The sequence below is a fragment of the Kitasatospora sp. GAS204B genome, from assembly GCF_029892155.1.
Classification (GTDB): domain Bacteria; phylum Actinomycetota; class Actinomycetes; order Streptomycetales; family Streptomycetaceae; genus Kitasatospora.
On record NZ_JARZAG010000004.1, the window covers coordinates 308,977 to 333,871 of the forward strand.

Sequence of the window (24,895 nt, forward strand, 5' to 3'; positions counted from 1 at the left end):
AGCACCACGCTGCCCGCCTGCCCTTGCGAGGGCCGGCGGGCAGCGCCGTGTCCACCGGGCGCCCGGCTAGCCGGTCGACTCCCGGCAGCGTTCGAGGGCCTCGACGAAGGCGTCCGTGGTCGCCCGGTCCCGCACCGCCACCCGCAGCCAGTCGGCGCCCAGGCCGGGAAAGGTGTCGCCGCGGCGCGCCGCGAAGCCCGCGGCGCGCAGTCGCGCCCGCACCCGGTCGGCGCCCGCCAGCTCGATCAGCACGAAGGACGCGGCCGGTTCGCCGTGCACCCGCAGCCAGGGGAGCTCGCCCAGCCGGGTCAGCAGGTGCGCCCGGTCCGCGCAGAGCTGCCGGGCCGCCGCCTCGGCCTGCGCCAACGCGGCTTCGGCGCTGCACAGTTCGGCAGCGATCAGGCCCAAGGAGGAGACCGGCCAGAGCGGTTGGGCCCGGCTCAGCTCGGCGACCAGCGAGGCCGGGGCCAGCAGGTAGCCGATCCGCAGCCCGGCCAGCCCCCAGGTCTTCGTCAGGCTGCGCAACACCACGACCTGGCCCGGGAGTTCCCGCAGCTCCGCGAGCGACTCAGGCTCGCCGGGGACGGTGTCCATGAACGCCTCGTCGACCACCAGGGTGCGCCCGGGCCTGGCCAGCGCGGCCAGCGCGGCGGCGGGGTGCAGGATCGAGGTCGGATTGGTCGGGTTGCCGATCACCACCAGGTCGGCCTGCTCGGGCACCGCCCCGGCGGTCAGCCGGAAGCCGTCCGCCGCGCCGAGCAGCACCCGGTGCACCGGGATCCCGGCATCGCGCAGCGCCGCCTCCGGCTCGGTGAACTGCGGGTGCACCACCACCGCGTGGCGCGGGCGCAGGGTGCGGGCCAGCAGCACGTAGGCCTCGGCGGCCCCGGCGGTCAGCAGCACCTCGGCGACCGGCCGGCCGTGCCGGGCGGCGACGGCGGCCCGGGCCGCGCTCTGCTCGGGGTAGGCGGCCAGCTCACCGAGGGCGGCGGCGAGCGCCTCGCGCAGCCAGCCGGGCGGGGTACCGGTGCGCACGTTCACCGCGAGGTCGACCAGGCCGGCGGCCCGGACCTCGGCGTCGCCGTGGTGGCGCAGATCCGGCTCGGCGGCCGGCAGGGTGGCGACCGCCACCGTCGAGCGGGCCGACTTCCGCTTCCCGACCAGCAGTTCGCCGCCGCCGAGCAGCGCGGCCGCCTCCGCCACGCTCGCCGTCCCGGCGGCCGCCAGCACCGCCGCCGACGGGTTCGGCACCGCGACGGCGGCCAACTCGCCCGCCGGGTGGCCGACCAGCGGCACGCCCAGCGCTCGGGCCGCGCCCAGCAGCCCGGGCTCGGCGCTCCGCTGCTCGGCGGTGGCCAGCCGCCGCACGGCCGCCGTTGCCAGACCGGCCTCGGCCAGCGCGGCGTCGATCAGGTCGAGCACCTCGCCCTCGGCCACTCCGGCGCTCGCCCCGACGCCGACCACCACGCCGTCCTCAGTACCGTTCACCTGTGATTTCTCCCTCCGCGCCCCGGAATCATGTCACGCTGCCGGTGCGGCGCCCGAGCCGCGTCGCGCCCGGGTGGCAGGCTGTCGGCATGCTCCGCCGCCCGCACCTGCTGGTCGCGCTCGCGTCCGTCGCCGTCCTCGCCACCGGCTGCCTGGACAGCGCGCCGCCCCCGTCGGGCGCCACCACCGCCACCACCGCTACTGCGACGGTCGCCGAACTGCCCCGGCCCGATCACGTGCTGGTGGTGGTGCTGGAGAACCACGCGTACGGCCAGATCATCGGCAACCCCGACGCCCCGTACCTGAACGGCACGCTCAAGGCCGGCGGTGCCGACCTCACCGACTCGCACGCCCTCACCCACCCGAGCGAGCCCAACTACTACGCGCTCTTCTCCGGCAGCACCCAGGGCCGCACCGACGACAGCTGCGTCGCCGTCGGCTCGCTCGGCGCGCCCAACCTCGGCGCCGAGCTACTGGCCGCCGGAGAGCGCTGGGACAGCTACAACGAGTCGCTGCCGAACCAGGGTTCGACACTCTGCGCCGGCGGCGAGTACGCGCAGAAGCACAACCCGTGGTTCGGCTTCGGCAATGTCCCGCTCGACACCGCCCACACCTTCGCCCAGTTCCCGGCCGACTACAGCACCTTGCCCAAGGTCGGCTTCGTGATCCCCAACCTCTGCGACGACCTGCACGACTGCCCGGTCGCGACCGGTGACGCCTGGCTGAAGAACAACCTCGGCGGCTACGCGAGTTGGGCGCAGAGCCACAACAGCATGCTGGTCGTCACCTTCGACGAGGACGACAACGGCCCCACCAACCAGATCCCCACCCTGCTCTACGGGCAGCACGTGACCCCCGGCAGCACCGCCGGGGCCCGCTACACCCACCTCGACCTGCTGCGGACCCTGGAGGACCTGGCCGGCCTGACCAGCCACGCCGGGGGTGCCGCGACGGCCGGGGACATCACGGGCATCTGGAACTGACGCTTACTTCAGCCGAGTTGTCGTCGGGGTGGGGTGTGCACGTCGAACAGGACGCTGTGCTGCAGGCCCGCGTGGCACGGGGGCTGTTCCTCGGCGATCAGGCCCAGGGCGGTGAGGGCCTGGCTGCGCGCGCCGGTCACCTCGGCCTGCCGCAGGGCGAGCGGCTGGTGCCAGACCGAGTAGCGGCCGATCCCCGTGCCGTCGCGGCGGGGGTACCAGCCGAGCGCCGGGTCGAGCAGGATCCGGCTGGCCTCACCCTGGTCCGCGAAGCCCGCCGGGGTGGGCAGCGCCCGCCCGGTGCCGCGCAGGTCCACGGCGGCCGAGCCCCAACCGCCCACCGTCCGCAGCCGCCACTGGGTCAGGCCGGCCTCGCCCAGCCGGGAGGCCACCCGCACCGACTCGTGGTGCCAGGGCATCTGCCAGGCGGTGCGGGCCACTTGGACCAGCCGGCTACTGAGCGAGGTGCCGAAGAACCAGACGCCGCGTTCGCCCCCGCGCCGCACGTACGCCCGGTAGTTCACCTGCCCCGCCGAGAACCGCACCGGCGGTGCCAGCCGGAAGTGGAAGTGCCGGTCGCGGAACGCCACCAGCGAGACCAGTGCGGCCCCGTCCCGGATGTCCGGCTCGAACCCGGCGGGCAGCAGCGCCGCCACTCGCTCCGGGTCCGCTGCCCAAGTCACCAACGCGAAGTCGGTCAGCTCGGCCACCGCGTGATGCCAGCGCACCTTCGGTCGTCCGTCCACAGCGCCCCCCTCGGCCGTTCGATGGCAGAAATGCTAGCCCCGGGGCAGCGCGGCCAGCAGCTTGGCCAGCAGTCCGGCCAGTTCCGCCTGCTCCGGCCCGTCCAACGCCCCGTCCACCAGCCCCTGTTCGTGCCGAAGCAGGTCGCCCACCGCCGCCTCGACGGCCGCGTGCCCGCCGGCGGTCAGCTCCACCGGCACCGCCCGGCTCCCCGGTTCGGTGGGCAACCGGCGGACCAGGCCGGCCTGTTCGGCCCGGTCGACCCGCTGGGTGACGGCGCCGGCGGTGATCATCGAGCGGGCGGCCAGCTCCCGGGTGGTCAGGCGGTAGGGTGCACCGGCCCGGCGGAGCGTGCTGAGCAGGTCGAGGGTGGCGTCGTCCATCGCCACCCGGGCCAGGGTGCGCCGCCGGTCGTCGGTGAGCAGCTTGGCGGCCTGCCGGATCCGGGTCAGGATCGGGATCGAGCCGACCGGCAGGTCCGGCTGCTCGCGCTGCCAGGCCCGGGCGATCGCGGCGGCGAGGTCGTCTTCGGGTGCGGTCATGGTGCTAGTGTGCCAGCTACGTTTAGGTCTAAACGAGGGGAGCATCGCACGATGCGTCAGATCATCGTCTCCGGGGGCGGCACCGGCATCGGACGGGCGGTCGCCGCCGCCTTCGCCGACCAGGGCGACCAGGTGGTGATCACCGGCCGCCGCCAGGAGGTACTGGACCGGACCGCCGCCGAACTGGGCCCGGCCGTCCGCCCGGTCGCCTTCGACGCCGCCGACCCGGCCCAGGTGACGGCCGCGCTGGCCGAACTCCCGGACCGGGTCGACGTGCTGGTCAACAACGCCGGCGGCAACACCGACATCGGCGCCGAGCCCGGACCGGGCCTGGCCGGCCTGGCCGCCGCCTGGCGGGCCAACCTCGACGCCAACCTGCTCTCCGCCGTGCTGCTCACCACGGCCCTGCGCGAGCGCCTGCGCCCCGGCGGCACGGTGGTCAACCTCAGTTCGATCGCCGCCCACCGTGGCGGCTCCGGCTCCTACGGCGCCGCCAAGGCTGCCGTCGAGGCCTGGACCCTCACGCTGGCCCAGCAGCTCGGCCCCGAGGGGATCACCGCCAACGTGATCGCCCCCGGCTACATCGAGGACACCGAGTTCTTCGGCGCCGGCATCGCACCCGAGCGCCGCGCCTGGAACATCGAGAGCGCCCTGAACCGCCGCGCCGGCACCCCCGCCGACATCGCCGGCACTGCGCTCTACCTGGCCTCGCCGGCCGCCACACACCTGACCGGCCAGACGCTGCACCTCAACGGGGGCACCTTCAGCGGACGTTGACCGCTACGGGAGGCTCCAGTGCTGCGCCGGGGTCCCGTTGCAGGACCAGATCTGCAGCCGCGTGCCGTCCGTCGTGCTGGACGACGGATCGTCCAGGCACAGCCCCGACTGGGAACTCACCAGCGCACCGCTGCCGTTCGCGCTCCACTGCTGGTTCGCCCCGCCGTTGCACGGCCACAGCTCGACCAGGGTGCCCGGGCTGGTGGCCGCGCCGGTGACGTCCAGGCACTGGCCGTTGATCCGCAGCGTGCCGTCGGTGGCCGGGCGCCACTGCTGGGCGGCGGTGCCGTTGCAGCTGTACAGGTCGACGGTGGCGCCGTTCGCGGTCGAGTCGTAGTAGTCGTCCAGGCACTTGCCCGCGATGCCCGAACTCACCGGCCCGGTCCGCCAGATGCCGGGGTTGCGGTCGATCAGGCCCGCGATCACCGCCCACCCGGGGAAGTCCATCCGCAGCACGCCGGTCTTCCCCGGGCCGCCGGCGTTCAGGTAGTCGAGCAGGTGCTGGTTCTCGCCCTCGCCCCCGAGGTAGCCGCCCGCCATGTCGGCCGGATCCGCGCCCAGCGGTGCGCAGTTGGCCGAGGTGTAGGTGACGTACAGGCCACCGGAGGTGTCGTTCGCCGCGTTCGTCAGGTTGCTCTGCGCCTCGCCCCACTTCTTGCCGAGGTCGCACTGCGTCCAGTCGTTCTCCACCGTGCTGCCCGAGTCGCCGCCGGGCAGCTGGGACAGTCCGAAGCCCGGGTACACCTCGCCGCTCGGGCCGGTGAAGTCGGCCAGCACGATGTGACCCCGCGCCTGGCCGAGCGTCGGCGTGGCGGCGGTGCTGCTGCCGGTCACGGTGGGCGCGTAGAACAGCCCCGGGTAGCGGGCCAGATAGCCGTCGAAGATGTTGATCCGGTCGGCCGCGGTGGTGTTCGACGGGTCGTCGGCGCAGTGGCCGATCGAGGCCGTGCCGCTGCCGCCCTCGGTGGTGTCCGCGTCGCACTCGCCGTGCAGGTTCATCACGACCGTCTCGCCGGGATGCGCGCTCAGGAAGGCCTGGGCGTGCGTCAGCACGTCGTCGAAGTTCGCGTTCTGGTAGACGTCGGTGTGGTGGATGGTGAACGCGCCGCCGATCACCCGCACCCGGATGTCGATCGCGCGGATCCCGGCGTCCAGCTGCGCGGTCAGAGTGGCGGCGCTGTCGCCGTGGTCCTCCTGCGCCTCGTAGGCCCAGGGCGCGAGGCCGCCGTGGATGGCCAGCGTGTCGTGCGTGCCGGGGATGGACATCGCGCCCAGGCCGGTGCCGTCCGGCACCTGGGCCATCCAGTCGGGGTGGCTCTGGCCGGTCAGGCTGTTGAAGGCTTCCGAGGAAGAGCTCGGCTGGGCGACGGCCGTCACCGGTGCCGCCAGCAGCGCCCCGCTCGCGGCAGCGAGTGTGGCGGCGACGGCAACGGCGGCTCTGACGGCACGCGGCGGAAATAACGAGGGGATGTGCACGGGGATCCTCCATAGGTGCGGGAGAGGTCAGTCGCCTGCCCGTCGGTCGGGCGGCCGTGCGATTCTCCGCCCAGGAGGCCAGCGGCGGAAGGCCGCCGTCAGTCGCCGCAGGGCACGAGACCAGCCGGCTCCGGCACGGACCCGAACGGCACCGGGATCCGCACGCGGCCGCCGAACTTCCCATCGCTGCGCGTGTGGTACTGGTCGTGATCGGGCTCCGAGAAGAGCGTTACCGTCTGCTGACGCGGGTCGGTGATCAGGTAGAAGCTCACGGTGTCCCTCCGACCGACTGCGCCACCGGGCGAAGCAGGTCGAGCACGTGGGTCCAGTTGTAGTGGTCACGACCGCCGCCGGCCTTGGGCTTGTGGGGCACGTAGTCGCCGATCAGGACGTCCATGGACCGGAGTCGGGCCAGGCTCTCGTCGTAGGCAGGGTGTGCCGCCTGGGCGGAGTTGACGTACGGCTGGACGGCCACCGGGATGCCGAGCCCGTACGCCTCGCAGAGGATGCCGAGCGCGAGCGTGTCCGAGATGCCGGCGGCCCACTTGTTGATCGTGTTGAACGTCGCGGGGGCGACCGCGATGGCGTCGGCCGGAGGGAGTGGCTGCGGGATGCTGGGCGTGCGCCACGCCGAACGGATCGGGTAGCCCGTCTGAGCCTCGATGGCTTCCTGGTCTATGAAACCGAGCCCGTTCGGGGTGGCGATCACGCCGACCTTCCAGCCCTCGGCATGGGCAGCGGTGATCAGCTCACTCACCCCGTCCGCGATGCCAGAAGCGCAGACGATGACATACAGGAACGGCTCGCGGTGCTCGGTCAAACCTGGACTCCCAACTCCTGGCAGAAACGGCGAAGCTCCGGGACAGCGCCGCGCCGGTCGCGAGCAGCCATGTCACCGGCCAGCTCCAGCACGCTGGGCCGTCGGTGGATGTCCTCCGAGGCACAGCTCTCCGCGACCCTGAGCGCTTTGTATCCCTCGGCCAGTCTGCCTTGCTGGCTGTACGCCCGTGCAGCCTCCACCCATAGTGCCGCCCGACGCTCGGGGACCGGGATGCGTCTGCGCATCAGAGGCCGGGCGGCTTCCAGCGCCGTCCCAGCGTCGCCCAGCACTACCGAGGCGCTCACCGAATGGAGCGCGACGTTGGTCGGACTGAAGTTCGCCCAGGCCTCGGGGCTGTCGAGATCGACGTAGCGCGCGACCTCTTGGGCCTCGGCGAGGAACTCGGCGGTCGTGGCGCGGTCGCCACCGGCGCTTGCGGCCGTAACCCCGCGAAGGAGCATGAGCCCCAGCGCGGCAAGGTACTCAGGTGGGCGCCGGCGCGAGCTGTTCGACACCTACCCCGACCTGGCCGAGGACCGCCGACTACGGAAGCACGTCTGGACCGCCCCCGGCGGCGGCGAATCGCTTGCTGAGGGCGTGATCAAGAGGGCCTCCGAGTTCGCCACACTGGCCCAGGCCGAACTGCGTTCGCCCCGCACGGTTATCGCCTTCACCCACCAGACCGCTGCCGTGGCGCTCCGGTCGCTCCTCGAATGTCGGCCCCTGCCCGACCTACTCGCTGAGGAGCGGAAGGGCAAGCTGCCCAATGCCGCGATCCTGCACTACGAGCTGCAGGACGGCCAGTTCACTGGAACGGGGATGACCATCCCGCCGATCTAGGAGGAGCCCGTGCCACACCTGTTCCTCAACGGGCCTGTCCAGAACGGGCCCTTCACCTTCGAGACCAACCCAGGCAAAGCAGTCGGCATCCGCCTCGCCGAGGCCCTGAACGCCATCCTGGGCATGCCACCCGTTCTGCATCTCTGGAACACCGTGGCCCTGACAGGCGATCTGCGGTACCGGCAGACCAGTCGGGAGGGCGTCTCCCGCCAGACGTTCGAGACCGATCTCATCGCGGGCAAGTACCCGCTTGGACACTTACCGGTTGCCGGCATCGTCACCGATACGGACGCCGAGGTCACGAGCCTCGCTCTGGAGATGATCGAGAACAACCTCCGCGCCAGCACTCTGGAGATCAGCCGGGAGACCGTTCCCACTTGTCGAGCCTGCGGTCACATGGTCGGCGGTGGCACCCATCCTTGCAACGCCTGCGGCAACACCGACACCCAGGACATCACCAGGCTGCACCTTGTTTCCTGCCCGGTGAAGGACCACCCGGTGCTCGATCGCACGGACATTCACGCGAGCCACCGCCAGCAGCCCAAGCACCTACGGAACACCGTCGGCAATGGCGGCCAGCGCCTCATCCTCTCCCGAACCCGGGACCACGGCGTGGACCTGTCGCCCGTCGGACTCCCCGGCCTCGTGCTGGATCCGAGGACCGGCATCCACGCCACCGTTCTCGCCGCAGCTCGAAGGCAGCAGGCGGACATAGCCGTCATGACCACCACCCAGAACGCTGCCAACCACATCGCGGCCCATGGCCAGCACTTCCGCGAATATGACGGCACCCGCCTGCAGTACACCCTGCACGGCCATCTCCCCTATGACCACACAGCAGGCCTTCGGCCCGTGCACGACGCATACCGAGCCACCGAGGCGGTCAGGGTCGCCTTCGAAGCCTGGTTCCTCCCGCTCTTCGCCCTGAAGGCCAAGACCACAACTCGATCGGACCAGCTTCCCGCACTCTTCAAGCACTTCATTCGGGCGCATATGGCCCGGCCGGACGAGGCCCACGAGGCTGCCATCAGGGATGTACGGCGCTCGGTCGAGGCCGGCGACCCCGAATGGATCACGGACAAGCGGGCCCTGGCCAACGTCATGGCTGCTTCTGGCGCCTTCTTGGAGTGAGGGCGAGCTATTCCACGGCCGAGGGCGGTCAGCCGTACCAGCAACGCGCCCGGTCCCCCCGGCGCGTTGCCGGTACGGCTCAGCATCGCTCGAACGGGTGAGCGTGACGCGAGCACCGCCCTGCGGAGAGCGCGTGGGCGGACGATTGCCAGATGGCGACGAGTGGGGCGGGTGGGGCCTTGAACAGGGCGAGGCATTGTGATCGGTGGGTCGACGTCACCGTCCTGGTCCGCGATGACCAGATCTGTTACGACCGGGCGGCAGCGGCGTTCTCGGCTCGCGGGTGGAGCATGACCGACTGTTCCGCGGTCGGGCGGGGCGTATCGTACCGGGCGGGGCACCGGCGGTATGTCGTCTCCCTCGGCCGGGACGGCGGCCCGTGGCGGGCCCGAAGCGCCGCGGTCTGCGAGGTCGCCGAGGTTGTCCGCGCGGCTGGGCTGCACGGTGTGGAAGTCAGGGATGCCGACTTTCCACAACAGGCCAAGGGTTACGTCTACCGCCTGCACCGCCGATGGCAGTACACCCACTCCGCGCCCATGCGATGGGTCGGGAGAGGCGTCCGGGCTCTTGGTCTCCTGGACACCGGTGACATCGTCAGGCTGCTGCCCGGAGCCAACGTAAGGGCGGAGGCCGATCGCCTCGAACGACGACTGGGCTACCAGGTCGGCGATCACACGCTCCGAGAGACCTGGCTCGATCAACCGCCGAAGCCGCGCGACCCCGCTGCCCCGAGCCACGAACCGGCCGACGGATCGCTGGGAATCAGCGACGATGCGGCGGCCGTCGTGGTGGCCACCGGGTTCACGATCTCCCTCTTCCTCGGTTCCGAGTTGCCCCTGGTCCGCTCAGCGGAGGCGCGTGCCCTGCTGACGGCGGCGTTCCTGCTGACGCTGCTCGGAGCGCTGGCCCTGGTCCACTCAGGTATGCGCCGCCGCGACGAGCTGTCCCCGCTACGGCGGTTCGCCCGGGTGTGCCTCGCAGCCGCGGCCACGACGGTCGTCCCCGCCGTGCTGGGCGCCGTCATGAGCAGCAGGGTCCCGCACCTCGAACCGAGGGTGCCGGTCGAAATCGCCCTGGTCGTGCTCGGCGCCAGCGGAACGGCCCTGCTCGCTCGCCGGTCCTGGCTTGTCCAAGCCGGGCTGGTCGCGGTGCCCGTGGCGCTGACGCTGCTGCGGCCGGTACTGCCCATCGGCGCCAACACGCTCTACGAGGTGTACCTGGAGGACTTCGACCTGAGGCCGGCCGAGCTGCCGGTCTCCACGCTCTGGCACGCGCTGGCGGGGCTGAGCGTGGTCTTCCTCGTCCTCAAGGTGTTGCTGGTGCCGCTGGGCGTGCTCGGCTGGCTGCGCTACTTCCATGTCAGGTTCCGACCGGCCATGGTGGCCTACCCCATGGTGGTCATCGTCCTCGCCACGTGGATGCTCGGGACCGTCCAGGTCACCATGACCCGACCGGCGCACGCCGCGGACAGACTCCGCTCGCAGGCCGCGGCCGGCCGGCCACCTGCCGCGTACTTCGGAATCCAGCCCCGTCTGGTCTGTGTCAGGGCGCTGTCCTCGAACATCCCGATCGACGGCGAGCCGCTTCCTCCAGGTCGGCCGCTGCTCTGGTTCGGCACGGTCACCGACCGTGCGCCGCTCTGGGATCCCCGGACGGGGGCGACCACCCGCCCGTTCGCGCGAGACGTGGCGATCGTTCCTGCGCACCCCGACGCGACCACCGGAGTGCTCGGCTGCTGAGCGCCTCAGCGCCCCGCAGCCGCCCCGGTGAAGCGCTCGGCGATGCCCGGCGCTCCCGCCCAGTGCAGGTGCAGGTAGCTCGCGTGCACGTTGCCCGCCGCGAAGCCCTCGGTGTGCGCGGCGCCGGCCGGGGTGCGCCAGGCCCAGGCGGGGGTGGGGCCGGCGGCCGGGTGGCAGGTGGTGCGGTGGAACTCGTGGCCGCGCACCCGGGTGCCGGTCACCGCCAGCGGGCTGTCGTGGAGGGCGACGGCCTCGCGGTAGCCGAGGGTGAGGCGTTCGGTCATCCGGGCGGTGGTGTCGAGCACGCCGCACATCGGGCGGCCGTCCAACTCGCGGCCCAGGTAGAGCAGTCCGGCGCATTCGGCGGCGATCGGGGCGCCGGTGGCGGCGAGCGCGGTGATCGCGCGGCGCAGGGGGGCGTTGTCGCTCAGCTCGGCGGCGTAGACCTCCGGAAAGCCGCCGCCGATCACCAGGCCTGACGTACCGTCAGGCAGCGCGCCGTCGTGCAGCGGGTCGAACGGGAGCACCTCGGCCCCGGCGGCGGTGAGGAGTTCGGCGTTCTCGGCGTACGAGAAGGAGAACGCGGCGCCGGCGGCCAGCGCGATCCGGGGGCGACCCGGCACGGCGCGGACCTCGGCGGCCGGGTCCCAGGCGGCGGCGGTCAGCGGTGGGGCGGAGCGGGCCAGCGCCAGCACCGCGTCCAGGTCGACCGAGGCGGCGATCAGTTCGCCCATGTCGGCGACCGCCCGCACGGCCTGTGCCGAGCGCTCCACCACCGGCACCAGGCCCAGGTGCCGCGAGGGCGTGGCGACCGAGGCGGTGCGCCGCACCGCGCCCAGCACCGGCACGCCCGCGCCCTCCTCCAGGGCCTCGCGCAGCAACTCCTCGTGCCGGTCGGAGGCGACCCGGTTGAGGATCACCCCGGCCAGGCGCACCTGTGGATCCCAGGAGGCGAAGCCGTGCACCAGCGCGGCCACCGACCGTGACTGCGAGGAGCCGTCGACCACCAGCACCACCGGGGCCCGCAGCAGCTTGGCGACATGCGCGGTGGAGGCCAACTCCCCGCGCCCCGAGGCCCCGTCGAACATCCCCATGACGCCCTCGACCACCGCCAGGTCCGCCCCGGCCGCGCCGTGCCGCAGCAGCGGCTCGATCAGCCCGGGCCCGCACAGGAAGGCGTCCAGGTTGCGCCCGGGCCGACCGGTGGCCAGGCCGTGGTAGCCCGGGTCGATGTAGTCCGGGCCGACCTTGTGCGGGGAGACCCTCAGGCCGCGCGCGGTGAGCGCGGCCATCAGGCCGGTGGCGACGGTGGTCTTGCCCGCGCCCGAGGAGGGCGCGGCGATCACGAGGCGGGGCAGCTGCATCAGGTGGGGCCTACCACTCGATCCCGCGCTGGCCCTTGCGGCCCGCGTCCATCGGGTGCTTCACCTTGGTCATCTCGGTGACCAGGTCGGCGAGTTCGAGCAGTGGTTCAGGTGCGTACCGGCCGGTGATCACCACGTGCTGCGAGCCCGGGCGGTCCCGCAGCACCTCGACCACCTCGGCCACGTCGATCCAGCCCCAGTGCATCGGGTAGGTGAACTCGTCCAGCACGTAGAGCCGGTAGGTCTCGGCGGCCAGGTCGCGCTTGACCTGCTGCCAACCCTCCTTGGCCGCCTCCTCGCTGGACTCCAGATCCCGCTGCACCCAGGACCAGCCCTCGCCCATCTTGTGCCAGGTGACGCTGCCGCCCTCGCCGGAGGCACCCAGCACCTTGAGCGCGTTCTCCTCGCCGACCTTCCACTTGGCGGACTTGACGAACTGGAACACCCCGATCGGCCAGCCCTGGTTCCAGGCCCGCAGCGCGAGCCCGAAGGCGGCCGTCGACTTGCCCTTGCCCGGGCCGGTGTGCACGGCGGTGATCGGCTGGGTGCGACGCTGACGGGTGGTCAGGCCGTCCTGGGGGACGACCTCGGGCTTGCCCTGCGGCATCGGGTCACGCTGCCTTTCGCGTAGCGGGGGAACGGTGGGCGTGCACCAGGGCGGCCACGCCCTCGGCGCGGAGTTCGTCCAGGGTGACGGTGGTGGCCCGCAGTCGGGCCGCCAGGGTGCGGGCCAGACCGAGCCGGACCGGGCCCGACTCGCAGTCGAGCACCACGGCGGCGGTGCCCTGCGCGGCCAGCAGCGCGGCGGCCTGCTCGGCCTGGGCCAGCGCACCGCGCCCGCCGGTGGCCCGGCCGTCGGTGACCAGCACCAGCAGCGGGCGGCGCAGCGGGTCGCGCAGCCGCTCCAGGCGCAGCACCTCGTGCGCGCGCAGCAGGCCGGCCGCCAGCGGCGTGCGGCCGCCGGTGGGCAGCTGCTCCAGGCGGGCCGCGCCGACCTCGACCGAGGAGGTGGGCGGCAGCGCCAGCTCGGCACCGGCGCCGCGGAAGGTGATCATGCCGATCTTGTCCCGGCGTTGGTAGGCGTCCATCAGCAGCGAGAGGACCGCGCCCTTGACGGCGGTCATCCGCTGCCGGGCCGCCATCGAGCCGGAGGCGTCGACCACGAAGAGCACCAGGTTGGACTCCCGGCCCCGGCGCACCTGCTCGCGGAAATCGTCCGTGCGCAGCTCCAGCGCCCGCCCGGCCCGGCCCCTGGCCAGCTGGTGCGGGGCGGCGGCCTGGAGGGTGGCGGACAGGTGCAGCTGGGTCAGCCGGCCCTGCGGGCGGCGGGACCTGATGGTGTGTCCGCCGTCGGTCTCGGCGGGGGAGCGGCGGCCCTGGGTGCCCTGCCCGGTGCCGGGGACCTTGAAGAGCCGGGTCCGGTAGGGCTCACCGGCCGCCACGGGGGCGGATTCGGGGGCGGGGGCGCCGCCGGGCCTGGGCAGCCGGGGCGGGGCGCTCTCGGCGGGCGCGTCCTGGGCGGGCGCGTCCTGGCTCGTGCCGGGGTCGGTGGACTCAGGTTCGGCGGGCTCAGGTCCGGTGGACTCAGGTCCGGCGGGCTCGGACGGCTCGGGCGCACCGCCACCGCCGTCCGGCCCACCGCCGGGACCGTCGTCGTCGCCGTCACCGTCGCCGTCCGGGTTGTCGTCCGCCGGCTCCTCGGCGTGCTCGCTCAGCGTCCGGTCCAGCTGCTCCTCGTCCAGCCCCGGCGCGTCGAACGGGTTGCGCCGCCGCCGGTGCGGCAGCGCGAGGCGCGCGGCCTGCCGCACGTCCTCCTCGTTCACCGCCGTCCGCCCGTCCCAGGCGGCCAGCGCGACCGCGGTGCGCGCCATCACGATGTCCGCGCGCAGCCCGTCCACCTCGAAGGCCGCGCAGACGGCGGTGATCTGACGCAGCGCCGGATCCCCGAGCAGCACGGACGGCAGCAGCGCCCGCGCGGTGGTGATCCGCTCGGCCAGCGCCCGCTCCTGGGCCGCGTACGCCGTCGCGAAGGCCGCCGGATCCGCGTCGTAGGCCAGCCGCCGCCGGACCACCTCGGCCCGCTCCGTCGGGTCCCGGGTGGCCGCGATCTCCACGGTCAGCCCGAACCGGTCGAGCAACTGCGGCCGCAGCTCGCCCTCTTCCGGGTTCATCGTGCCGACCAGCAGGAACCGCGCCGCGTGCCGCACCGAGACGCCCTCGCGCTCCACGTAGGAGCGGCCCATCGCCGCCGCGTCGAGCAGCAGGTCCACCACGTGGTCCTGGAGCAGGTTGACCTCGTCGATGTAGAGCACGCCCCGGTGCGCCTGGGCCAGCAGGCCGGGCTCGTAGGCCTTGACGCCCTCGGCCAGCGCCCGTTCCAGGTCCAGCGAGCCGACGATCCGGTCCTCGGTCACGCCGACCGGCAGCTCCACCAGGCGCGCGGCCCGGTCCGCCACCGGGCCGGCCGCGTGCGGCCCATCCGGGCACTGCGGGTCCGGCGAGGCGGGGTCGCAGGCGAACCGGCACCCCTCGACCACCGCGATCGACGGCAGCAGCCCGGCCAGCGCCCGCACCATGGTCGACTTCGCGGTGCCTTTCTCGCCGCGCACCAGCACCCCGCCCACGGCCGGCGAGACCGCGTTGAGCAGCAGGCCGAGCCGCAGGTCCGCCATCCCGACGATGGCGGTGAACGGGTATCGGACGTCACTCACAGGCTCTCCTCCATTGCGCGCGCCGCCGGCGCTCCCGGCGGCACGAACGGCAGCGTGCCGCCCACCCCGCCCTCGATCAGCCGCCACAGCGCGTCCGTGTCGGCGTGCTCCTCGATCAGATCCCCGAGCCGGTCCAGCCGCTCCTCGCGGGCGGCGGCGAACGAGGTGTCGGGCGCCGGGACGAAGTCCCGCCCCGCCACCGCCGCGACCTCGCGCAGGAACGCCCGGCGGAAGCCGTCGTTCTCCAGTGCCCCGTGCCAGGTGGTGCCCCAGACCGCGCCTTCGCGGCAGCCGTCCAGGAAGGGGGCGCCACCCTCCACCGTCACCACACCGTGGTGGATCTCGTAGCCCACGACCCGCTCGCCGTAGGCCTCGCCGACCGGCCGTCCGAGCACCTTCTCGCGCCCGAACTCGACTGCGGTGGGCAGCAGTCCGAGCCCGGCCACCGCACCGGCGCCCGACTCGACGGCGTCCACGATCCGCCGCCCGAGCATCTGGTAGCCGCCGCAGATCCCGAGCACCGGCCGCCCGGCCGCCGCCCGCTCGCGCAGCGGCTTCTCCAGGCCGCGCTCGCGCAGCCAGGCCAGGTCGGCGACGGTGGCCCGGGTGCCGGGCAGCACCACCAGGTCGGCATCGGCCAGTTCCTCGGGGCGGGTGGCCCAGCGGACCAGCACCCCCGGCTCCTGGGCCAGCGCGTCCAGGTCGGTGAAGTTGGAGAGCCTGGGCAGCCGCGGCACGGCCACCCGCAACACCTCGGCGCCGTACGGCCCCGCCGAGCAGCGGTCCACCACCGCGCCGAGATCCAGCGAATCCTCGGCGTCCAGCCACAGACCGGGCAGCATCGGCAGGGTGCCGAGCACCGGGCGCCCCGTCAGCTCGTGCAGCATGTCGAGGCCCGGGCGCAACAGCCGGGCGTCGCCGCGGAACTTGTTGACCAGCCAGCCCGCCACCAGCCGCTGGTCCTCGGGCGAGAGCAGCGCCAGGGTGCCGAACATCGCGGCGAAGACCCCGCCGCGGTCGATGTCGCCGACCACCACCACCGGCAGCTCGGCGGCCCGGGCCAGGCCCATGTTGGCGATGTCGCGGTCCCGCAGGTTGATCTCGGCCGGCGAGCCCGCCCCTTCGCAGATCACCACGTCGAACCGGCGACGCAGGTCGGCCAGGCACTCCAACGAGCGTTCCAGCAGGTAGGGCTTGCGCTCGCGGTAGTCGAGCGCGCCCACCTCCGCGATCGGCCGGCCCAGCAGCACCACCTGGCTGCGGCCGTCGGCGCCGGGCTTGAGCAGCACCGGGTTCATCGCGGCCTCCGGCTCCACCCGGGCGGCCTGCGCCTGCATCACCTGGGCCCGGCCGATCTCCGCGCCGTCCAGGGTGACCATCGAGTTGAGCGACATGTTCTGGGCCTTGAACGGCGCCACCTTGACGCCCTGGCGGGCCAGCCAGCGGCAGATCCCGGCGGTCACCACGCTCTTCCCGGCGTCCGAGGTGGTGCCCGCGACCAGCAGTGCGTTGCTCATGTCCGTCCCCTCCCAGGGCCGCGGCCCAGCACGGCGGCACGCAGTGCCACCGTGGTCCCCAGCGCCAGCAGGCCCACCCGGCGGGACAGCCGGCAGGCCCGTTCGATGTCCGCCACCGCCACCGGGCGCAGCTCGGCGCCCAGCACCGGCCGCTCCTCGACGCGCTGGCGTGACTCCCCACCCGCCTCCGGGCGCTCTTGAGCCGGTGCCGACGTTCCTCGCTCCGGCGCTCCCTCGTTCCTCGGTCGCTTGTCGGTCGTCTCTTTCGACACCGGCGCGCCGTTCGGCTCGTAGGCATAGCGCAAGGTGCCACCGAGCCGCACGCCGAGCGCGCCCGCGAAGGCCGACTCGGCCTGCCCGGCGTTCGGGCTCGGGTGCGCGCCGCCGTCCCGCCGCCACACCCGCCAGGCGGTACCCCGGTGCTCGGCCGCCGCCACCGTGAGCAGCGCGGTCAGCCGGGCGCCGGGCCAGCCGGCCAGGTCGTCGAGCCGGGCCGCCGCCCAGCCGAACCGGCGGTACCGCGGTGACTTGTGGCCGACCATCGCGTCCAGCGTGTTGACGGCGCGAAAGCCCAGCAGGCCGGGCGCGCCCGCCAGCGCGCCCCAGACCAAGGCGTTCACCACGGCGTCGGCGGTGTTCTCGGCCACCGACTCGACCACGGCGCGGGCGATCTGCTGCTGGTCAAGACCGCTCGGGTCGCGCCCGCACAGGTGCGGCAGGCGCTGCCGCGCGGCGGCCAGGTCACCGGCCGTCAGCGCGGCGCCGATGGTGCGTGCCTCGCGGGTGAGCGAGCTACCGCCGAGCACGGTCCAGGTGGCGGCGGCGGTCAGCAGCGCGCCGTGCCGGCGCGGGCCGCGGTCCAGCAGCCGGGCGAGCCCCGCCGCGCCGCCCGCCACCGCGCCCACGCAGAGGGCGGTGTGCAGGGCTCCGGCGCCGCGGTGGTCGCGCCAGAGCGTGCGTTCGAGCCGGGTGGCCGCGCGGCCGAAGGCGGCCACCGGATGGCCGCGTCGCGGATCGCCGAACCGGGCGTCGGCGGCATAGCCGGCCAGGGCGCCGAGGGCGTACGGAAGCGCGCGGTGGAAAACCCCCGCCATGTGTCGCGTGTCCTCACTCAGGGTCCGCGCCCTGGATCGACGTACCGGCGGCGAGAGTCTCCTGGCTCCCGGGTGGCTGACACACGCCCGGGCCTTCCAACGACCCTGTGGCGGGCTGCCGTGACCATGCGTCGGGCGTGCTCCCCGGTGACAGTGGCGGGACCGCGCCGGATTCGCACCGGCTTCCTCTCCTTGCCTCCGTTTGGCCCATGGATCCCATCACGCGTGCGAACGGGGAGTCAACCAGGCCTCGGGACTGGTTGATCACACGAGCGGATGGTGCGGCGAAACCGTTACTACCTCCGAGTAGTGGTGCGGGTGGGGCGCCGGCCGTTGGTGAATCGTCCAAGGCCGGTTGACGGCCCGTCGCGCGGCTTCGTGCGTTCGGCGACTGGGGGTGCGCGGACCCCGGCCCTAGCGTTCGGCTCATGCGAAGAAGCCGGCCGCCGGCCCCCACCCCGGTCCCGTTCTCCCCGCAGGCCGCCCGGGCGCACCGCGTCGGCCTCGGCCTGACCTCCGAGCAGCTGACCGGGGCGCTGGCCGCGCACGGCGTGCGCCTGCTCCCCACCCACGTGCTCGGCTGGGAGAGCGGCGAGCTGCACCCCACCGAGGAGGAGCTGATCGCGCTGGCCCGCGCGCTCTGGTGCCCGGCGGTGCAGCTGATGGGCGTGGCGCCGGCCACGCTGCGCGACTTCCGGGTGGCCCGCGAGCTCAGCCAGGAGCAGGCCGCGACCCGGATCGGCATCGGCCTGCGCAGCTACGCCGACGCCGAGCTGACCGGGCGGTGGACCGGGAACGAGGAGCAGAGCGCCGCGCTGGCCGAGGCGCTCGGCCTGACCCTGCGCGACCTGGTCCGGGTCCAGGGCGCCGAGCAGGAGCTGGAGCAGCGGCTGCGCCAGTGCGTGGACGGCCGCTGGCAGGCCCAGTCGAAGGCGATCGGCAAGCTGGTTCCGGTGCCCCGGGAGACCCTGGGCCGGGTGCTGGCCGCGCTGCAGAGCGAGCGCCAGGCGACCGCCGGCCACTGGGGCGCGGGCAGCTGGGGCTCGTCGACCCCCGCCGCGCCCGCGCCGCAGCAGCCGGAGCAGGCGCCGATCGACCGGTTCTGGACCCTGCTGGCGGCCCAGGACATCGGCGGCCTGCGGGTCTGAGCCACCGCTCGCGGCGCTCTGCCCGGTGTCCCCGGCCGAGCCCGGACGGCGCCCCAGCGGTGGCCGCGAGGCGAGGCTCGCGATGGACTGGAAACGTCGTGTCCGCGCCGCCGCCACCACTCCAGGGAGAAACCCATGCGTTGGAGAACCGCCGTCGCCGCAGCCACCGCCGTCGCCGCCGGAGCGGGTGTGGCCGCCCTGCTGATCGGGCGTCGGGTCTCCGACCTGAGCCTGCGCCCCGAGCTCGCCGAGGACGGCGACCGCAAGGGCGAGCCCGCGCTGCGGGTGCACGAGATCGGCCCCGAGGAGGTCACCCTGACCCGGACGGTGGCCGCCTCCCGGCGCGGCCGCTACGCGCTGGACTGGCCCGGCGGTCACGCGGTGGTCGGCGCGGTCCTGCGCACCGGCCCGCAGACCGTCACCCGCCGCCTGGAGCTGACCGCCGGCAGCCCGCCCGCGGCCGGCGCCGAGGTCGAGCTGAGCCCCTGGGTGCTGCGCGGCGACCCGGGCTCGGCCTGCGGCCTGGACTACATGGACGTGCTGGTCGACGGCGAGCTCGGCGCGCTGCCCGCCTGGTACGTCCCGGCGGTGCGCGGTACCTGGGTGATCCTGGTGCACGGGCGGCTGGCCGAGCGCCGCCAGGCGCTGCCGGTGCTGCCGCTGCTCCAGCGGCTCAACCTGCCCGCCCTGGTGATCAGCTACCGGGGCGACCAGGGCGCGCCGGCCTCGCCGGACGGGATCGGCCACTTCGGCGAGACCGAGTGGCGCGACGTCGAGGCGGCGATCCGGTTCGCCAAGGAGGCCGGCGCCGGGCGGATCGTGCTCTACGGCTGGTCGGTCGGCGCGGCCATGGTGCTGCGCACCGCCGCCGAATCGGAGTACCGCCCCCAGCTGGCCGGGCTGATCCTGGACTCGCCGGTGCTCGACTGGTCGGCCTCGGTGCGCGGCGTCGCGGCCCGGGCCGGGATGCCCGGCGCGCTGGCCGGGCGGTTGGGCGCGCTGGCCGCCGAGGGGCGCACCGGGGTGGATCCGGCGGGATTCGCCAAGCTCGCCGACGGCGTCGAACTGGACGTCCCGGCCCTGCTGCTGCACAGCCCGCAGGACGCCGTCGCCCCGTTCGACGCCGCCCGGCGGCTGGCCGACCAGCGACCGGACCTGGTGAGCCTGCGCCGCATCCCCGACGCCGGGCATGCGGCGCTCTGGAACGCCGACCCGCACGGGTACGAGGAGGCGCTGCGCCGCTTCCTGACCCCGCTGCTCTGAATCTCGTCCTGGGGCCTCGTCCCACAGGGTGCGTTCGGTCACCCCTTGACCACGGTCCGTGCCCCCGCTACTGTCGTGCACAGGTCACCGCACTGTCCCTGGGCCCGGTTTGGCCGCTCTTGCCCCGAGTCGGCCACCCCGGCAACCTCGATCTGCCGAAGACGCGCCGAACTCGATGTGACAGAAGCCCCGTACACGGGGAAGACTGCACGGCGTGACGTCTCGGAATCCGCGCGACCGTGATGCCCCGCTCCCGCCGACCACGGGTACCGGCGCGACGGTGACCCGTCTACCCGGTACGGCCCGCCGCGCCGACAGTGCGCAGCCGGGCCGCCCTGCCGCCACCCGTCGACGCACCCCCAAGCCGGCTCCGGGCCGCGGTCGCGTGCCGCTGCCCGACGGCTTCCCCGGACCCGCCGAGCTGGCCCCGCCGGCCCGCCGGATGCTCGCCGACGCGGTCCGCATCGCGCGCTGGGCCGGCGAGCTGGCGGCCGTCGACAAGCGCGGCGAACTGCTCCCCGACGACGCCCGGGCGGCCGGCCGAGCGCTGGCGATGACGGTGGGCGCCGCCGCGAAGGCATGGGGCCAGGCGCTGCTGGTCGGCCTGGTCGAGCCTCGGGACGGCGGCGCGGCCCCCGGCTGGCGGCTGCACGCCTGGGAGCACGACGACGAGGCCGTGCTGCGCGGCTGGTCCGCGCTCTTCGACGCCTGGACGCTGCTCGCGCCGGTCCCGCCGGCCGCGCTGCGCGGGGTCTTCGCGGTGCTCGCCGGCCAGGCCGTCGACCAGGCGCCGCAGCTGCTCTCCTTCCTCCACCTGGTGGACGGCCCGGTCGCCGAGAGCGAGTTGATGGAGCTGCTCCGCCGCGGCCTGGACGAGCGCCGGCACGGCTCCGGTACGGGCTTCGCGACGCTGTCGCCGGTCCCGCACGCGGCCTCCGCCGTTTCGGCCGTCCGCGGCACCTGCCGCGAGCCGCAGATCGACACCCCGCCCGCGCCCTCGGACATCGCCGCCGTGCTGGACTGGATGCTCGACGGCCTGGCCGCCGTCGGCGCCGTGGTCCGCGCGGACGCCGCCGCCGAGCTCTCGCCGCTCGGCCACTGGGCGGTGCGCGCCAAGCTGGAGGACATCTGCACGGTCGCCCAGACCGAGGCCGGCCACATCGAGCAGAGCGCCCTGGAACTCCTCGACGCCTGCGCGAACTACTCGCCCGGCCCGGCCCGCGCCGAGTACCGGGCCTGGGTCGCGGCCCGTCCGGTGGACCGCGCGGTGGCCGAGCTGCTGGAGGCCGCCCAGGGCGAGGACGCGCTGCTGCGCGGGCTCGCCTTCGAGGCGCTGCGGGTGGCCGGCGGCACCGCCGAGCAGGCGGTCCGGGCGACCGTCGACAACCCGGTGCTGCGCCCCTACGCCCTGCTCTGGCTGGCCGAGCAGCTGGACGAGGGCGGCGTGGTCCCGTCCGACGTGCTGAGCGCCGAGGACGCCGCCTGGCTCTGGGTGGACACCGCCGCCGCCGTCCTCGACCACGGTGAGACCGAACTGCTGGTCGGCCACGTCGAGGGCGCCAGCGCCGGCGACCCGGTCCGCCTCTTCGCCCGCGCCCGCCAGTCCGGCCACGCCCGCGCGGCCTCCGTGCTGACCGCGGTGGCCGGCGTGCACCCCGACCCGGCGGTGGCCCGCGCGGCCCGGCGCTCGGCGTTCAGCGTGCACACCGGCGGAGCCTGACGGGTCGTCACGCCGGTGCCGGCCACCCGGATCGAACTGACCAGGGACAGCGTCGCGGCGGGCGATGACACCGACGCCCCGCACCAGCGCGTGCTGGAGCTCCCCGAGCGGACCGTCCTCGACGCGGCGGCGGTGGCCGACCTCGCGGCCGGCTACCTCGCGCGGATCGGCGGCGGGCGAGCCACCTGGGTGCTGCGCGCCGCCGGCGGGACCGCTCTCGCGGTGCTGGCCCAGCAGTGGCCGCAGCCGCGCCTGCTGAGCAGCCGTCAGGTCCCCTTCGCGAGCCTCGCCGAGCCGGACGGTACCGTCCGGCTGTACTTCGAGTACCTCGCCCAGCAGGACCCCGAGGAGCTGTTCGCCCGTCTCGGCAGGACCCCGGACGCCTCCTGACGCCAAACACCGGACGCCAGACGCCCGCGGCCCCGGACCTCCTGGTCCGGGGCCGCGGGCGTCTGCTCGGTGTGCGGTCAGCAGCCGCGCGACTCCGCGCGGCGGGCGCGCACGTCGCCGACCTTCTGGCCGACCTTGCGGCGGATCACCAGGAGCGGGGCCATGGCGGCCAGCGCGATCTGGGCGATGGCGCCGATGTGCATCAGCACGTCGCCGCCGGGCAGACCGGCCGCCCAGGCGGCGAGGCAGCCGATCGAGACGACGATCCAGCCGAGGGTGGCGGTGGCCAGCAGGCCCTGCGGCTTGGGGTACTCGACCTGGCTGACCATCAGGTAGGCCACGCCGAAGATGGCCAGCAGGCCGGCCAGGAACGGCGGGTCGAGCAGCACGATGGCGATCACGGTCATGGCGCCCATCGGGCAGGGCATGCCCTGGAAGACCCCGGGCCGCATCTTCACCGCGGAGAACCGGGCCAGCCGCAGCACGACCGCCAGCAGCACGGTGATCGCGATGAAGGCGGAGAGCCCCTGGCTGGTGCCCGGGCCGCCGACGATGCCCCAGACGGCGACGAAGTAGGCGGGCGCGATGCCGAAGCTGATCAGGTCGGCCAGGTTGTCCAGCTCCGCGCCCAGCGCCGAGGAGCGCAGCTTGCGGGCCACCAGGCCGTCGAAGAGGTCGCACATCGAGCCGAGCAGCAGCAGGGTCACCGCGGTGGCCGCGCCGTGCCGGATCATGCCGCCGGTGCCGTCACCGGTGCCGCTGATGTGCGGGATGAGCATGTTGGTGGTGATCGAGTAGATCGCCAGGAAGCCGCAGACGGCGTTGCCCAGGGTCAGGAAGTCCGCCGTGGACAGGGCCTGCGGTGAGCGCGGCGCGCGCAGCTCGCGGTCGCGTGCCCAGCGGCGCCTGCGCAACTCGGTCTCCTCCGAGTCGCCGAGGCCCACCAGGGTCTCGGGATCAGTCACGGTCAAGGCGTGTCACCCCCGCGGTCGTCTTCTGTCCGACCTCGACGCCGACCTCGACGCCGGCCGGCAGGTAGGTGTCGACGCGGGAGCCGAACCGGATCAGGCCGATCCGTTCGCCCTGCTCGACCTTGGTGCCGGCGGGCACGTACGGCACGATGCGGCGCGCCACGGCGCCCGCGATCTGCACCATCTCGATGTCGCCGAGCTCGGTGTCGAAGTGCCAGACGACGCGCTCGTTGCGGTCGCTGTCCTTGTTGAACGCGGGCACGAAGCCGCCGGCGATGTGCTCGACGGAGCTGACGGTGCCCGGCAGCGGAGCCCGGTTGACGTGCACATTGAGCGGGCTCATGAAGATCGCGACGCGGGTCCGGCCGTCCGGCCAGGCGTCGATGCTCTGCACCACGCCGTCGGCCGGCGAGATCACTCTGCCGACGCCGATCTCACGCTCGGGGTCGCGGAAGAACCACAGCATGCCCGCGCTGAGCGCGCAGGTCGGTACCGCCGCCAGAGCCCACTTGCCGTTCCGCTTGGTGAGAGCGGTGGTCAGGGCCGCGGTGGCCAGGGTCGGGACGAACCAGGGGGTGGCTCCGCGCGCGATGGTCACGCGGGGTCGCCGGCCGGCCGTCTCGGGAGCGAAGGCATCGCGCTCCGTGACGGAGGTGTGAGGGGACGAGCTGATGGGCATCGAAGACCTTTGTCGCGGGGGATCTTGGCCTGCACGGGGGCCAACCGCGGGGATCGGGTGATAAAGGGGACAGCTGCTGTCCCGGTGGATGCTATCGGGAGCAGGCGGTAGGTGGGCAACCCGCCTGCACGTTCAACTGTCTCCAGCCGTGCCGGAGCACACGCGCTATGTGTACGACCGTAGCGGGCGCGCCCCCGGTTCCCAAGGGCCCGCTCAAGATCCGTGAGTCATCTCTCAGCGCTGCGGATGGGCCCTGGACCAGGTCGGGCCCACCCGCTTCGAGCCCTATTCGGCGATCTTGTACTCCTCCAGCAAGCGTCGCCCGACGATCATCTTCTGGATCTCCGCAGTGCCTTCACCGATGAGCAGCATCGGCGCCTCGCGGTAGAGGCGCTCGATCTCGTACTCCTTGGAGAAGCCGTAGCCGCCGTGGATCCGGAAGGCGTCCTCGACGACCTCCTTGCAGTACTCGGAGGCGAGGTACTTGGCCATCCCGGCCTCCAGGTCGTTGCGCTCGCCGCTGTCCTTCTTGCGGGCGGCCATCACCATCATCTGGTGCGCGGCCTCGACCTTGGTGGCCATCTCGGCGAGCTTGAACTGGATCGCCTGGTGCTCGGAGATCTTCTTGCCGAAGGTCGAGCGCTGCTGGGCGTAGGAGATGCCGAGTTCGAAGGCGCGCCGGGCCACTCCGCAGCCGCGCGCGGCCACGTTGACCCGGCCGACCTCGACGCCGTCCATCATCTGGTAGAAGCCCTTGCCGGGCACGCCGCCCAGGACCCGGTTCGCCGGGATCCGGACGTCCTGGAGCACCAGCTCGGTCGTGTCGACGCCCTTGTAGCCCATCTTCTCGATCTTGCCGGGCACGGTCAGGCCCGGCACCGTCGGGTTCGGGCCGAACCCGGGGGTCTTCTCGATCAGGAAGGTGGTCATGTTGCGGTAGGGGGTGCTCGCGCCCTCGTCGGTCTTGCAGAGCACCGCGACCAGGGTGGAGGTGCCACCGTTGGTCAGCCACATCTTCTGGCCGTTGATGACGTAGTCGTCGCCGTCCCGGACGCCCTTGGTGCTGATCGCCGACACGTCCGAGCCCAGGCCCGGCTCCGACATCGAGAAGGCACCGCGGATCTCGCCGGCCGCCATCCTGGGCAGGAAGTAGTCCTTCTGCTCCTGGGTGCCGTGCGCGTTGATCATGTGCGCCACGATGAAGTGGGTGTTGACGATGCCGGAGACCGACATCCAGCCGCGGGCGATCTCCTCGACCACCAGGGCGTAGGTGAGCAGCGACTCGCCGAGGCCGCCGTACTCCTCGGGGATGGTCAGGCCGAACAGGCCGAGCTGCTTCATGCCCTCGACGATCGCGGTCGGGTACTCGTCCCGGTGCTCCAGCTCGGTGGCGACCGGGATGATCTCCTTGTCGACGAAGTCCCGCACGGTGGCGAGGATGTCCCGCTGGATCTCGGTGAGGCCGTCGGTCTGTGCGAGGCGTCCCATCGTGCGGCTCCCT

At 73.6% G+C, this 24,895-nt stretch carries 23 protein-coding genes, 1 pseudogene and 1 riboswitch; of the genes and pseudogenes, 9 read left to right on the forward strand and 15 right to left on the reverse strand.

What is annotated here, in order from left to right; all coding sequences use genetic code 11:
- Window positions 1-66 precede the first annotated feature (66 nt).
- The gene (cobC, locus tag P3T41_RS08290) at window positions 67-1,488 is read right to left on the reverse strand and encodes an Rv2231c family pyridoxal phosphate-dependent protein CobC (protein ID WP_280688948.1); all 1,422 of its coding nucleotides are present in this window, start codon (window positions 1,486-1,488) and stop codon (window positions 67-69) included.
- 89 nt (window positions 1,489-1,577) lie between these two features.
- On the opposite strand from cobC, the gene P3T41_RS08295 reads away from it, so the two are divergent.
- On the forward strand, window positions 1,578-2,471 hold the full coding sequence (locus tag P3T41_RS08295; RefSeq protein ID WP_280688949.1) for an alkaline phosphatase family protein: 894 nt from the start codon (window positions 1,578-1,580) through the stop codon (window positions 2,469-2,471).
- An 8-nt stretch (window positions 2,472-2,479) separates the two neighbouring features.
- Here P3T41_RS08295 and P3T41_RS08300 read toward each other — a convergent pair whose 3' ends face one another.
- Together P3T41_RS08300 and P3T41_RS08305 are read right to left on the reverse strand one after the other, a co-directional pair.
- Entirely contained in the window at window positions 2,480-3,214 is a 735-nt protein-coding gene (locus P3T41_RS08300; RefSeq protein ID WP_280688950.1) for a DUF2071 domain-containing protein, read from the reverse strand.
- A 33-nt stretch (window positions 3,215-3,247) separates the two neighbouring features.
- Window positions 3,248-3,754 carry a MarR family transcriptional regulator gene (locus P3T41_RS08305; protein WP_280688951.1) on the reverse strand — a complete coding sequence of 169 codons (507 nt, stop codon included), beginning with the start codon at window positions 3,752-3,754 and terminating at the stop codon, window positions 3,248-3,250.
- A 51-nt stretch (window positions 3,755-3,805) separates the two neighbouring features.
- On the opposite strand from P3T41_RS08305, the gene P3T41_RS08310 reads away from it, so the two are divergent.
- Window positions 3,806-4,531, forward strand: a complete 726-nt coding sequence (locus tag P3T41_RS08310; RefSeq protein WP_280688952.1) for an SDR family oxidoreductase — start codon at window positions 3,806-3,808, stop codon at window positions 4,529-4,531.
- 3 nt (window positions 4,532-4,534) lie between these two features.
- On the opposite strand, the gene P3T41_RS08315 is transcribed toward P3T41_RS08310, so the two are convergent.
- The 4 genes and pseudogenes from P3T41_RS08315 to P3T41_RS08330 form a co-directional block, all read right to left on the reverse strand.
- On the reverse strand, window positions 4,535-6,007 hold the full coding sequence (locus P3T41_RS08315; protein WP_280688953.1) for a phosphatidylinositol-specific phospholipase C domain-containing protein: 1,473 nt from the start codon (window positions 6,005-6,007) through the stop codon (window positions 4,535-4,537).
- Between the two features lie 98 nt (window positions 6,008-6,105).
- Window positions 6,106-6,279: a hypothetical protein gene (locus P3T41_RS08320; RefSeq protein WP_280688954.1), complete on the reverse strand. Its 174-nt coding sequence runs from the start codon at window positions 6,277-6,279 to the stop codon at window positions 6,106-6,108.
- Window positions 6,276-6,827: a flavoprotein gene (locus P3T41_RS08325; RefSeq protein ID WP_280688955.1), complete on the reverse strand. Its 552-nt coding sequence runs from the start codon at window positions 6,825-6,827 to the stop codon at window positions 6,276-6,278. Before P3T41_RS08325 ends, P3T41_RS08320 begins: the two co-directional genes overlap by 4 nt.
- A pseudogene (locus P3T41_RS08330) lies at window positions 6,824-7,342 on the reverse strand (hypothetical protein); the annotation flags it as partial. The gene P3T41_RS08325 and the pseudogene P3T41_RS08330, both read right to left, overlap by 4 nt.
- On the opposite strand from P3T41_RS08330, the gene P3T41_RS08335 reads away from it, so the two are divergent.
- The 3 genes from P3T41_RS08335 to P3T41_RS08345 all read left to right on the forward strand — a co-directional run bounded on the left by P3T41_RS08335 (window position 7,287) and on the right by P3T41_RS08345 (window position 10,537).
- A complete protein-coding gene (locus tag P3T41_RS08335) occupies window positions 7,287-7,667 on the forward strand; it encodes a hypothetical protein (protein ID WP_280689058.1) in 381 nt (126 codons plus the stop codon). The pseudogene P3T41_RS08330 and the gene P3T41_RS08335 overlap by 56 nt on opposite strands.
- A gap of 9 nt (window positions 7,668-7,676) precedes the next feature.
- Window positions 7,677-8,798, forward strand: coding sequence for a hypothetical protein (locus tag P3T41_RS08340; protein WP_280688956.1), 1,122 nt, complete (start codon window positions 7,677-7,679; stop codon window positions 8,796-8,798).
- A gap of 446 nt (window positions 8,799-9,244) precedes the next feature.
- Complete coding sequence (locus tag P3T41_RS08345; protein ID WP_280688957.1) at window positions 9,245-10,537, forward strand: hypothetical protein; 1,293 nt, start codon at window positions 9,245-9,247, stop codon at window positions 10,535-10,537.
- Between the two features lie 5 nt (window positions 10,538-10,542).
- Here P3T41_RS08345 and P3T41_RS08350 read toward each other — a convergent pair whose 3' ends face one another.
- From P3T41_RS08350 to P3T41_RS08370, 5 genes are read right to left on the reverse strand one after another with little or no spacing between them, the layout of a single operon-like run.
- Complete coding sequence (locus tag P3T41_RS08350) at window positions 10,543-11,901, reverse strand: cobyrinate a,c-diamide synthase (RefSeq protein WP_280688958.1); 1,359 nt, start codon at window positions 11,899-11,901, stop codon at window positions 10,543-10,545.
- A gap of 10 nt (window positions 11,902-11,911) precedes the next feature.
- Window positions 11,912-12,508, reverse strand: a complete 597-nt coding sequence (cobO, locus tag P3T41_RS08355; RefSeq protein ID WP_280688959.1) for a cob(I)yrinic acid a,c-diamide adenosyltransferase — start codon at window positions 12,506-12,508, stop codon at window positions 11,912-11,914.
- A gap of 4 nt (window positions 12,509-12,512) precedes the next feature.
- On the reverse strand, window positions 12,513-14,612 hold the full coding sequence (locus tag P3T41_RS08360; protein ID WP_280688960.1) for a putative cobaltochelatase: 2,100 nt from the start codon (window positions 14,610-14,612) through the stop codon (window positions 12,513-12,515).
- Window positions 14,609-16,129 carry a cobyric acid synthase gene (locus tag P3T41_RS08365; RefSeq protein WP_280688961.1) on the reverse strand — a complete coding sequence of 507 codons (1,521 nt, stop codon included), beginning with the start codon at window positions 16,127-16,129 and terminating at the stop codon, window positions 14,609-14,611. The genes P3T41_RS08360 and P3T41_RS08365 overlap by 4 nt, the downstream gene beginning before the upstream one ends.
- Entirely contained in the window at window positions 16,126-17,223 is a 1,098-nt protein-coding gene (locus P3T41_RS08370) for a cobalamin biosynthesis protein (protein ID WP_280688962.1), read from the reverse strand. Before P3T41_RS08370 ends, P3T41_RS08365 begins: the two co-directional genes overlap by 4 nt.
- 54 nt (window positions 17,224-17,277) lie before the next feature.
- A riboswitch (cobalamin riboswitch) is annotated at window positions 17,278-17,413 on the reverse strand.
- Window positions 17,414-17,651: 238 nt separating this feature from the next.
- Here P3T41_RS08370 and P3T41_RS08375 point away from each other — a divergent pair.
- The 4 genes from P3T41_RS08375 to P3T41_RS08390 all read left to right on the forward strand — a co-directional run bounded on the left by P3T41_RS08375 (window position 17,652) and on the right by P3T41_RS08390 (window position 21,744).
- On the forward strand, window positions 17,652-18,371 hold the full coding sequence (locus P3T41_RS08375; RefSeq protein WP_280688963.1) for an XRE family transcriptional regulator: 720 nt from the start codon (window positions 17,652-17,654) through the stop codon (window positions 18,369-18,371).
- Window positions 18,372-18,506: 135 nt separating this feature from the next.
- The gene (locus tag P3T41_RS08380; RefSeq protein ID WP_280688964.1) at window positions 18,507-19,634 is read left to right on the forward strand and encodes a hypothetical protein; all 1,128 of its coding nucleotides are present in this window, start codon (window positions 18,507-18,509) and stop codon (window positions 19,632-19,634) included.
- 214 nt (window positions 19,635-19,848) lie between these two features.
- Window positions 19,849-21,354: a hypothetical protein gene (locus P3T41_RS08385; protein WP_280688965.1), complete on the forward strand. Its 1,506-nt coding sequence runs from the start codon at window positions 19,849-19,851 to the stop codon at window positions 21,352-21,354.
- Window positions 21,355-21,369: 15 nt separating this feature from the next.
- Entirely contained in the window at window positions 21,370-21,744 is a 375-nt protein-coding gene (locus tag P3T41_RS08390) for a hypothetical protein (RefSeq protein WP_280688966.1), read from the forward strand.
- Window positions 21,745-21,821: 77 nt separating this feature from the next.
- Here P3T41_RS08390 and P3T41_RS08395 read toward each other — a convergent pair whose 3' ends face one another.
- The 3 genes from P3T41_RS08395 to P3T41_RS08405 form a co-directional block, all read right to left on the reverse strand.
- Window positions 21,822-22,658 carry a CDP-alcohol phosphatidyltransferase family protein gene (locus P3T41_RS08395; protein WP_280689054.1) on the reverse strand — a complete coding sequence of 279 codons (837 nt, stop codon included), beginning with the start codon at window positions 22,656-22,658 and terminating at the stop codon, window positions 21,822-21,824.
- Window positions 22,659-22,701: 43 nt separating this feature from the next.
- Complete coding sequence (locus tag P3T41_RS08400) at window positions 22,702-23,394, reverse strand: phosphatidylserine decarboxylase (RefSeq protein WP_280688967.1); 693 nt, start codon at window positions 23,392-23,394, stop codon at window positions 22,702-22,704.
- A 285-nt stretch (window positions 23,395-23,679) separates the two neighbouring features.
- The gene (locus P3T41_RS08405) at window positions 23,680-24,882 is read right to left on the reverse strand and encodes an acyl-CoA dehydrogenase family protein (RefSeq protein ID WP_280688968.1); all 1,203 of its coding nucleotides are present in this window, start codon (window positions 24,880-24,882) and stop codon (window positions 23,680-23,682) included.
- Window positions 24,883-24,895 lie beyond the last annotated feature (13 nt).

What these genes read in the sequence shown, in the direction of transcription:
- P3T41_RS08295 (WP_280688949.1), top strand. Translation starts at nt 1,578, where the DNA reads ATGCTCCGCCGCCCGCACCTGCTGGTCGCGCTCGCGTCCGTCGCCGTC.
- P3T41_RS08305 (WP_280688951.1), bottom strand. Translation starts at nt 3,754, where the DNA reads ATGACCGCACCCGAAGACGACCTCGCCGCCGCGATCGCCCGGGCCTGG.
- P3T41_RS08310 (WP_280688952.1), top strand. Translation starts at nt 3,806, where the DNA reads ATGCGTCAGATCATCGTCTCCGGGGGCGGCACCGGCATCGGACGGGCG.
- P3T41_RS08335 (WP_280689058.1), top strand. Translation starts at nt 7,287, where the DNA reads ATGAGCCCCAGCGCGGCAAGGTACTCAGGTGGGCGCCGGCGCGAGCTG.
- P3T41_RS08350 (WP_280688958.1), bottom strand. Translation starts at nt 11,901, where the DNA reads ATGCAGCTGCCCCGCCTCGTGATCGCCGCGCCCTCCTCGGGCGCGGGC.
- cobO (WP_280688959.1), bottom strand. Translation starts at nt 12,508, where the DNA reads ATGCCGCAGGGCAAGCCCGAGGTCGTCCCCCAGGACGGCCTGACCACC.
- P3T41_RS08365 (WP_280688961.1), bottom strand. Translation starts at nt 16,129, where the DNA reads ATGAGCAACGCACTGCTGGTCGCGGGCACCACCTCGGACGCCGGGAAG.
- P3T41_RS08370 (WP_280688962.1), bottom strand. Translation starts at nt 17,223, where the DNA reads ATGGCGGGGGTTTTCCACCGCGCGCTTCCGTACGCCCTCGGCGCCCTG.
- P3T41_RS08375 (WP_280688963.1), top strand. Translation starts at nt 17,652, where the DNA reads ATGCGAAGAAGCCGGCCGCCGGCCCCCACCCCGGTCCCGTTCTCCCCG.
- P3T41_RS08380 (WP_280688964.1), top strand. Translation starts at nt 18,507, where the DNA reads ATGCGTTGGAGAACCGCCGTCGCCGCAGCCACCGCCGTCGCCGCCGGA.
- P3T41_RS08400 (WP_280688967.1), bottom strand. Translation starts at nt 23,394, where the DNA reads ATGCCCATCAGCTCGTCCCCTCACACCTCCGTCACGGAGCGCGATGCC.
- P3T41_RS08405 (WP_280688968.1), bottom strand. Translation starts at nt 24,882, where the DNA reads ATGGGACGCCTCGCACAGACCGACGGCCTCACCGAGATCCAGCGGGAC.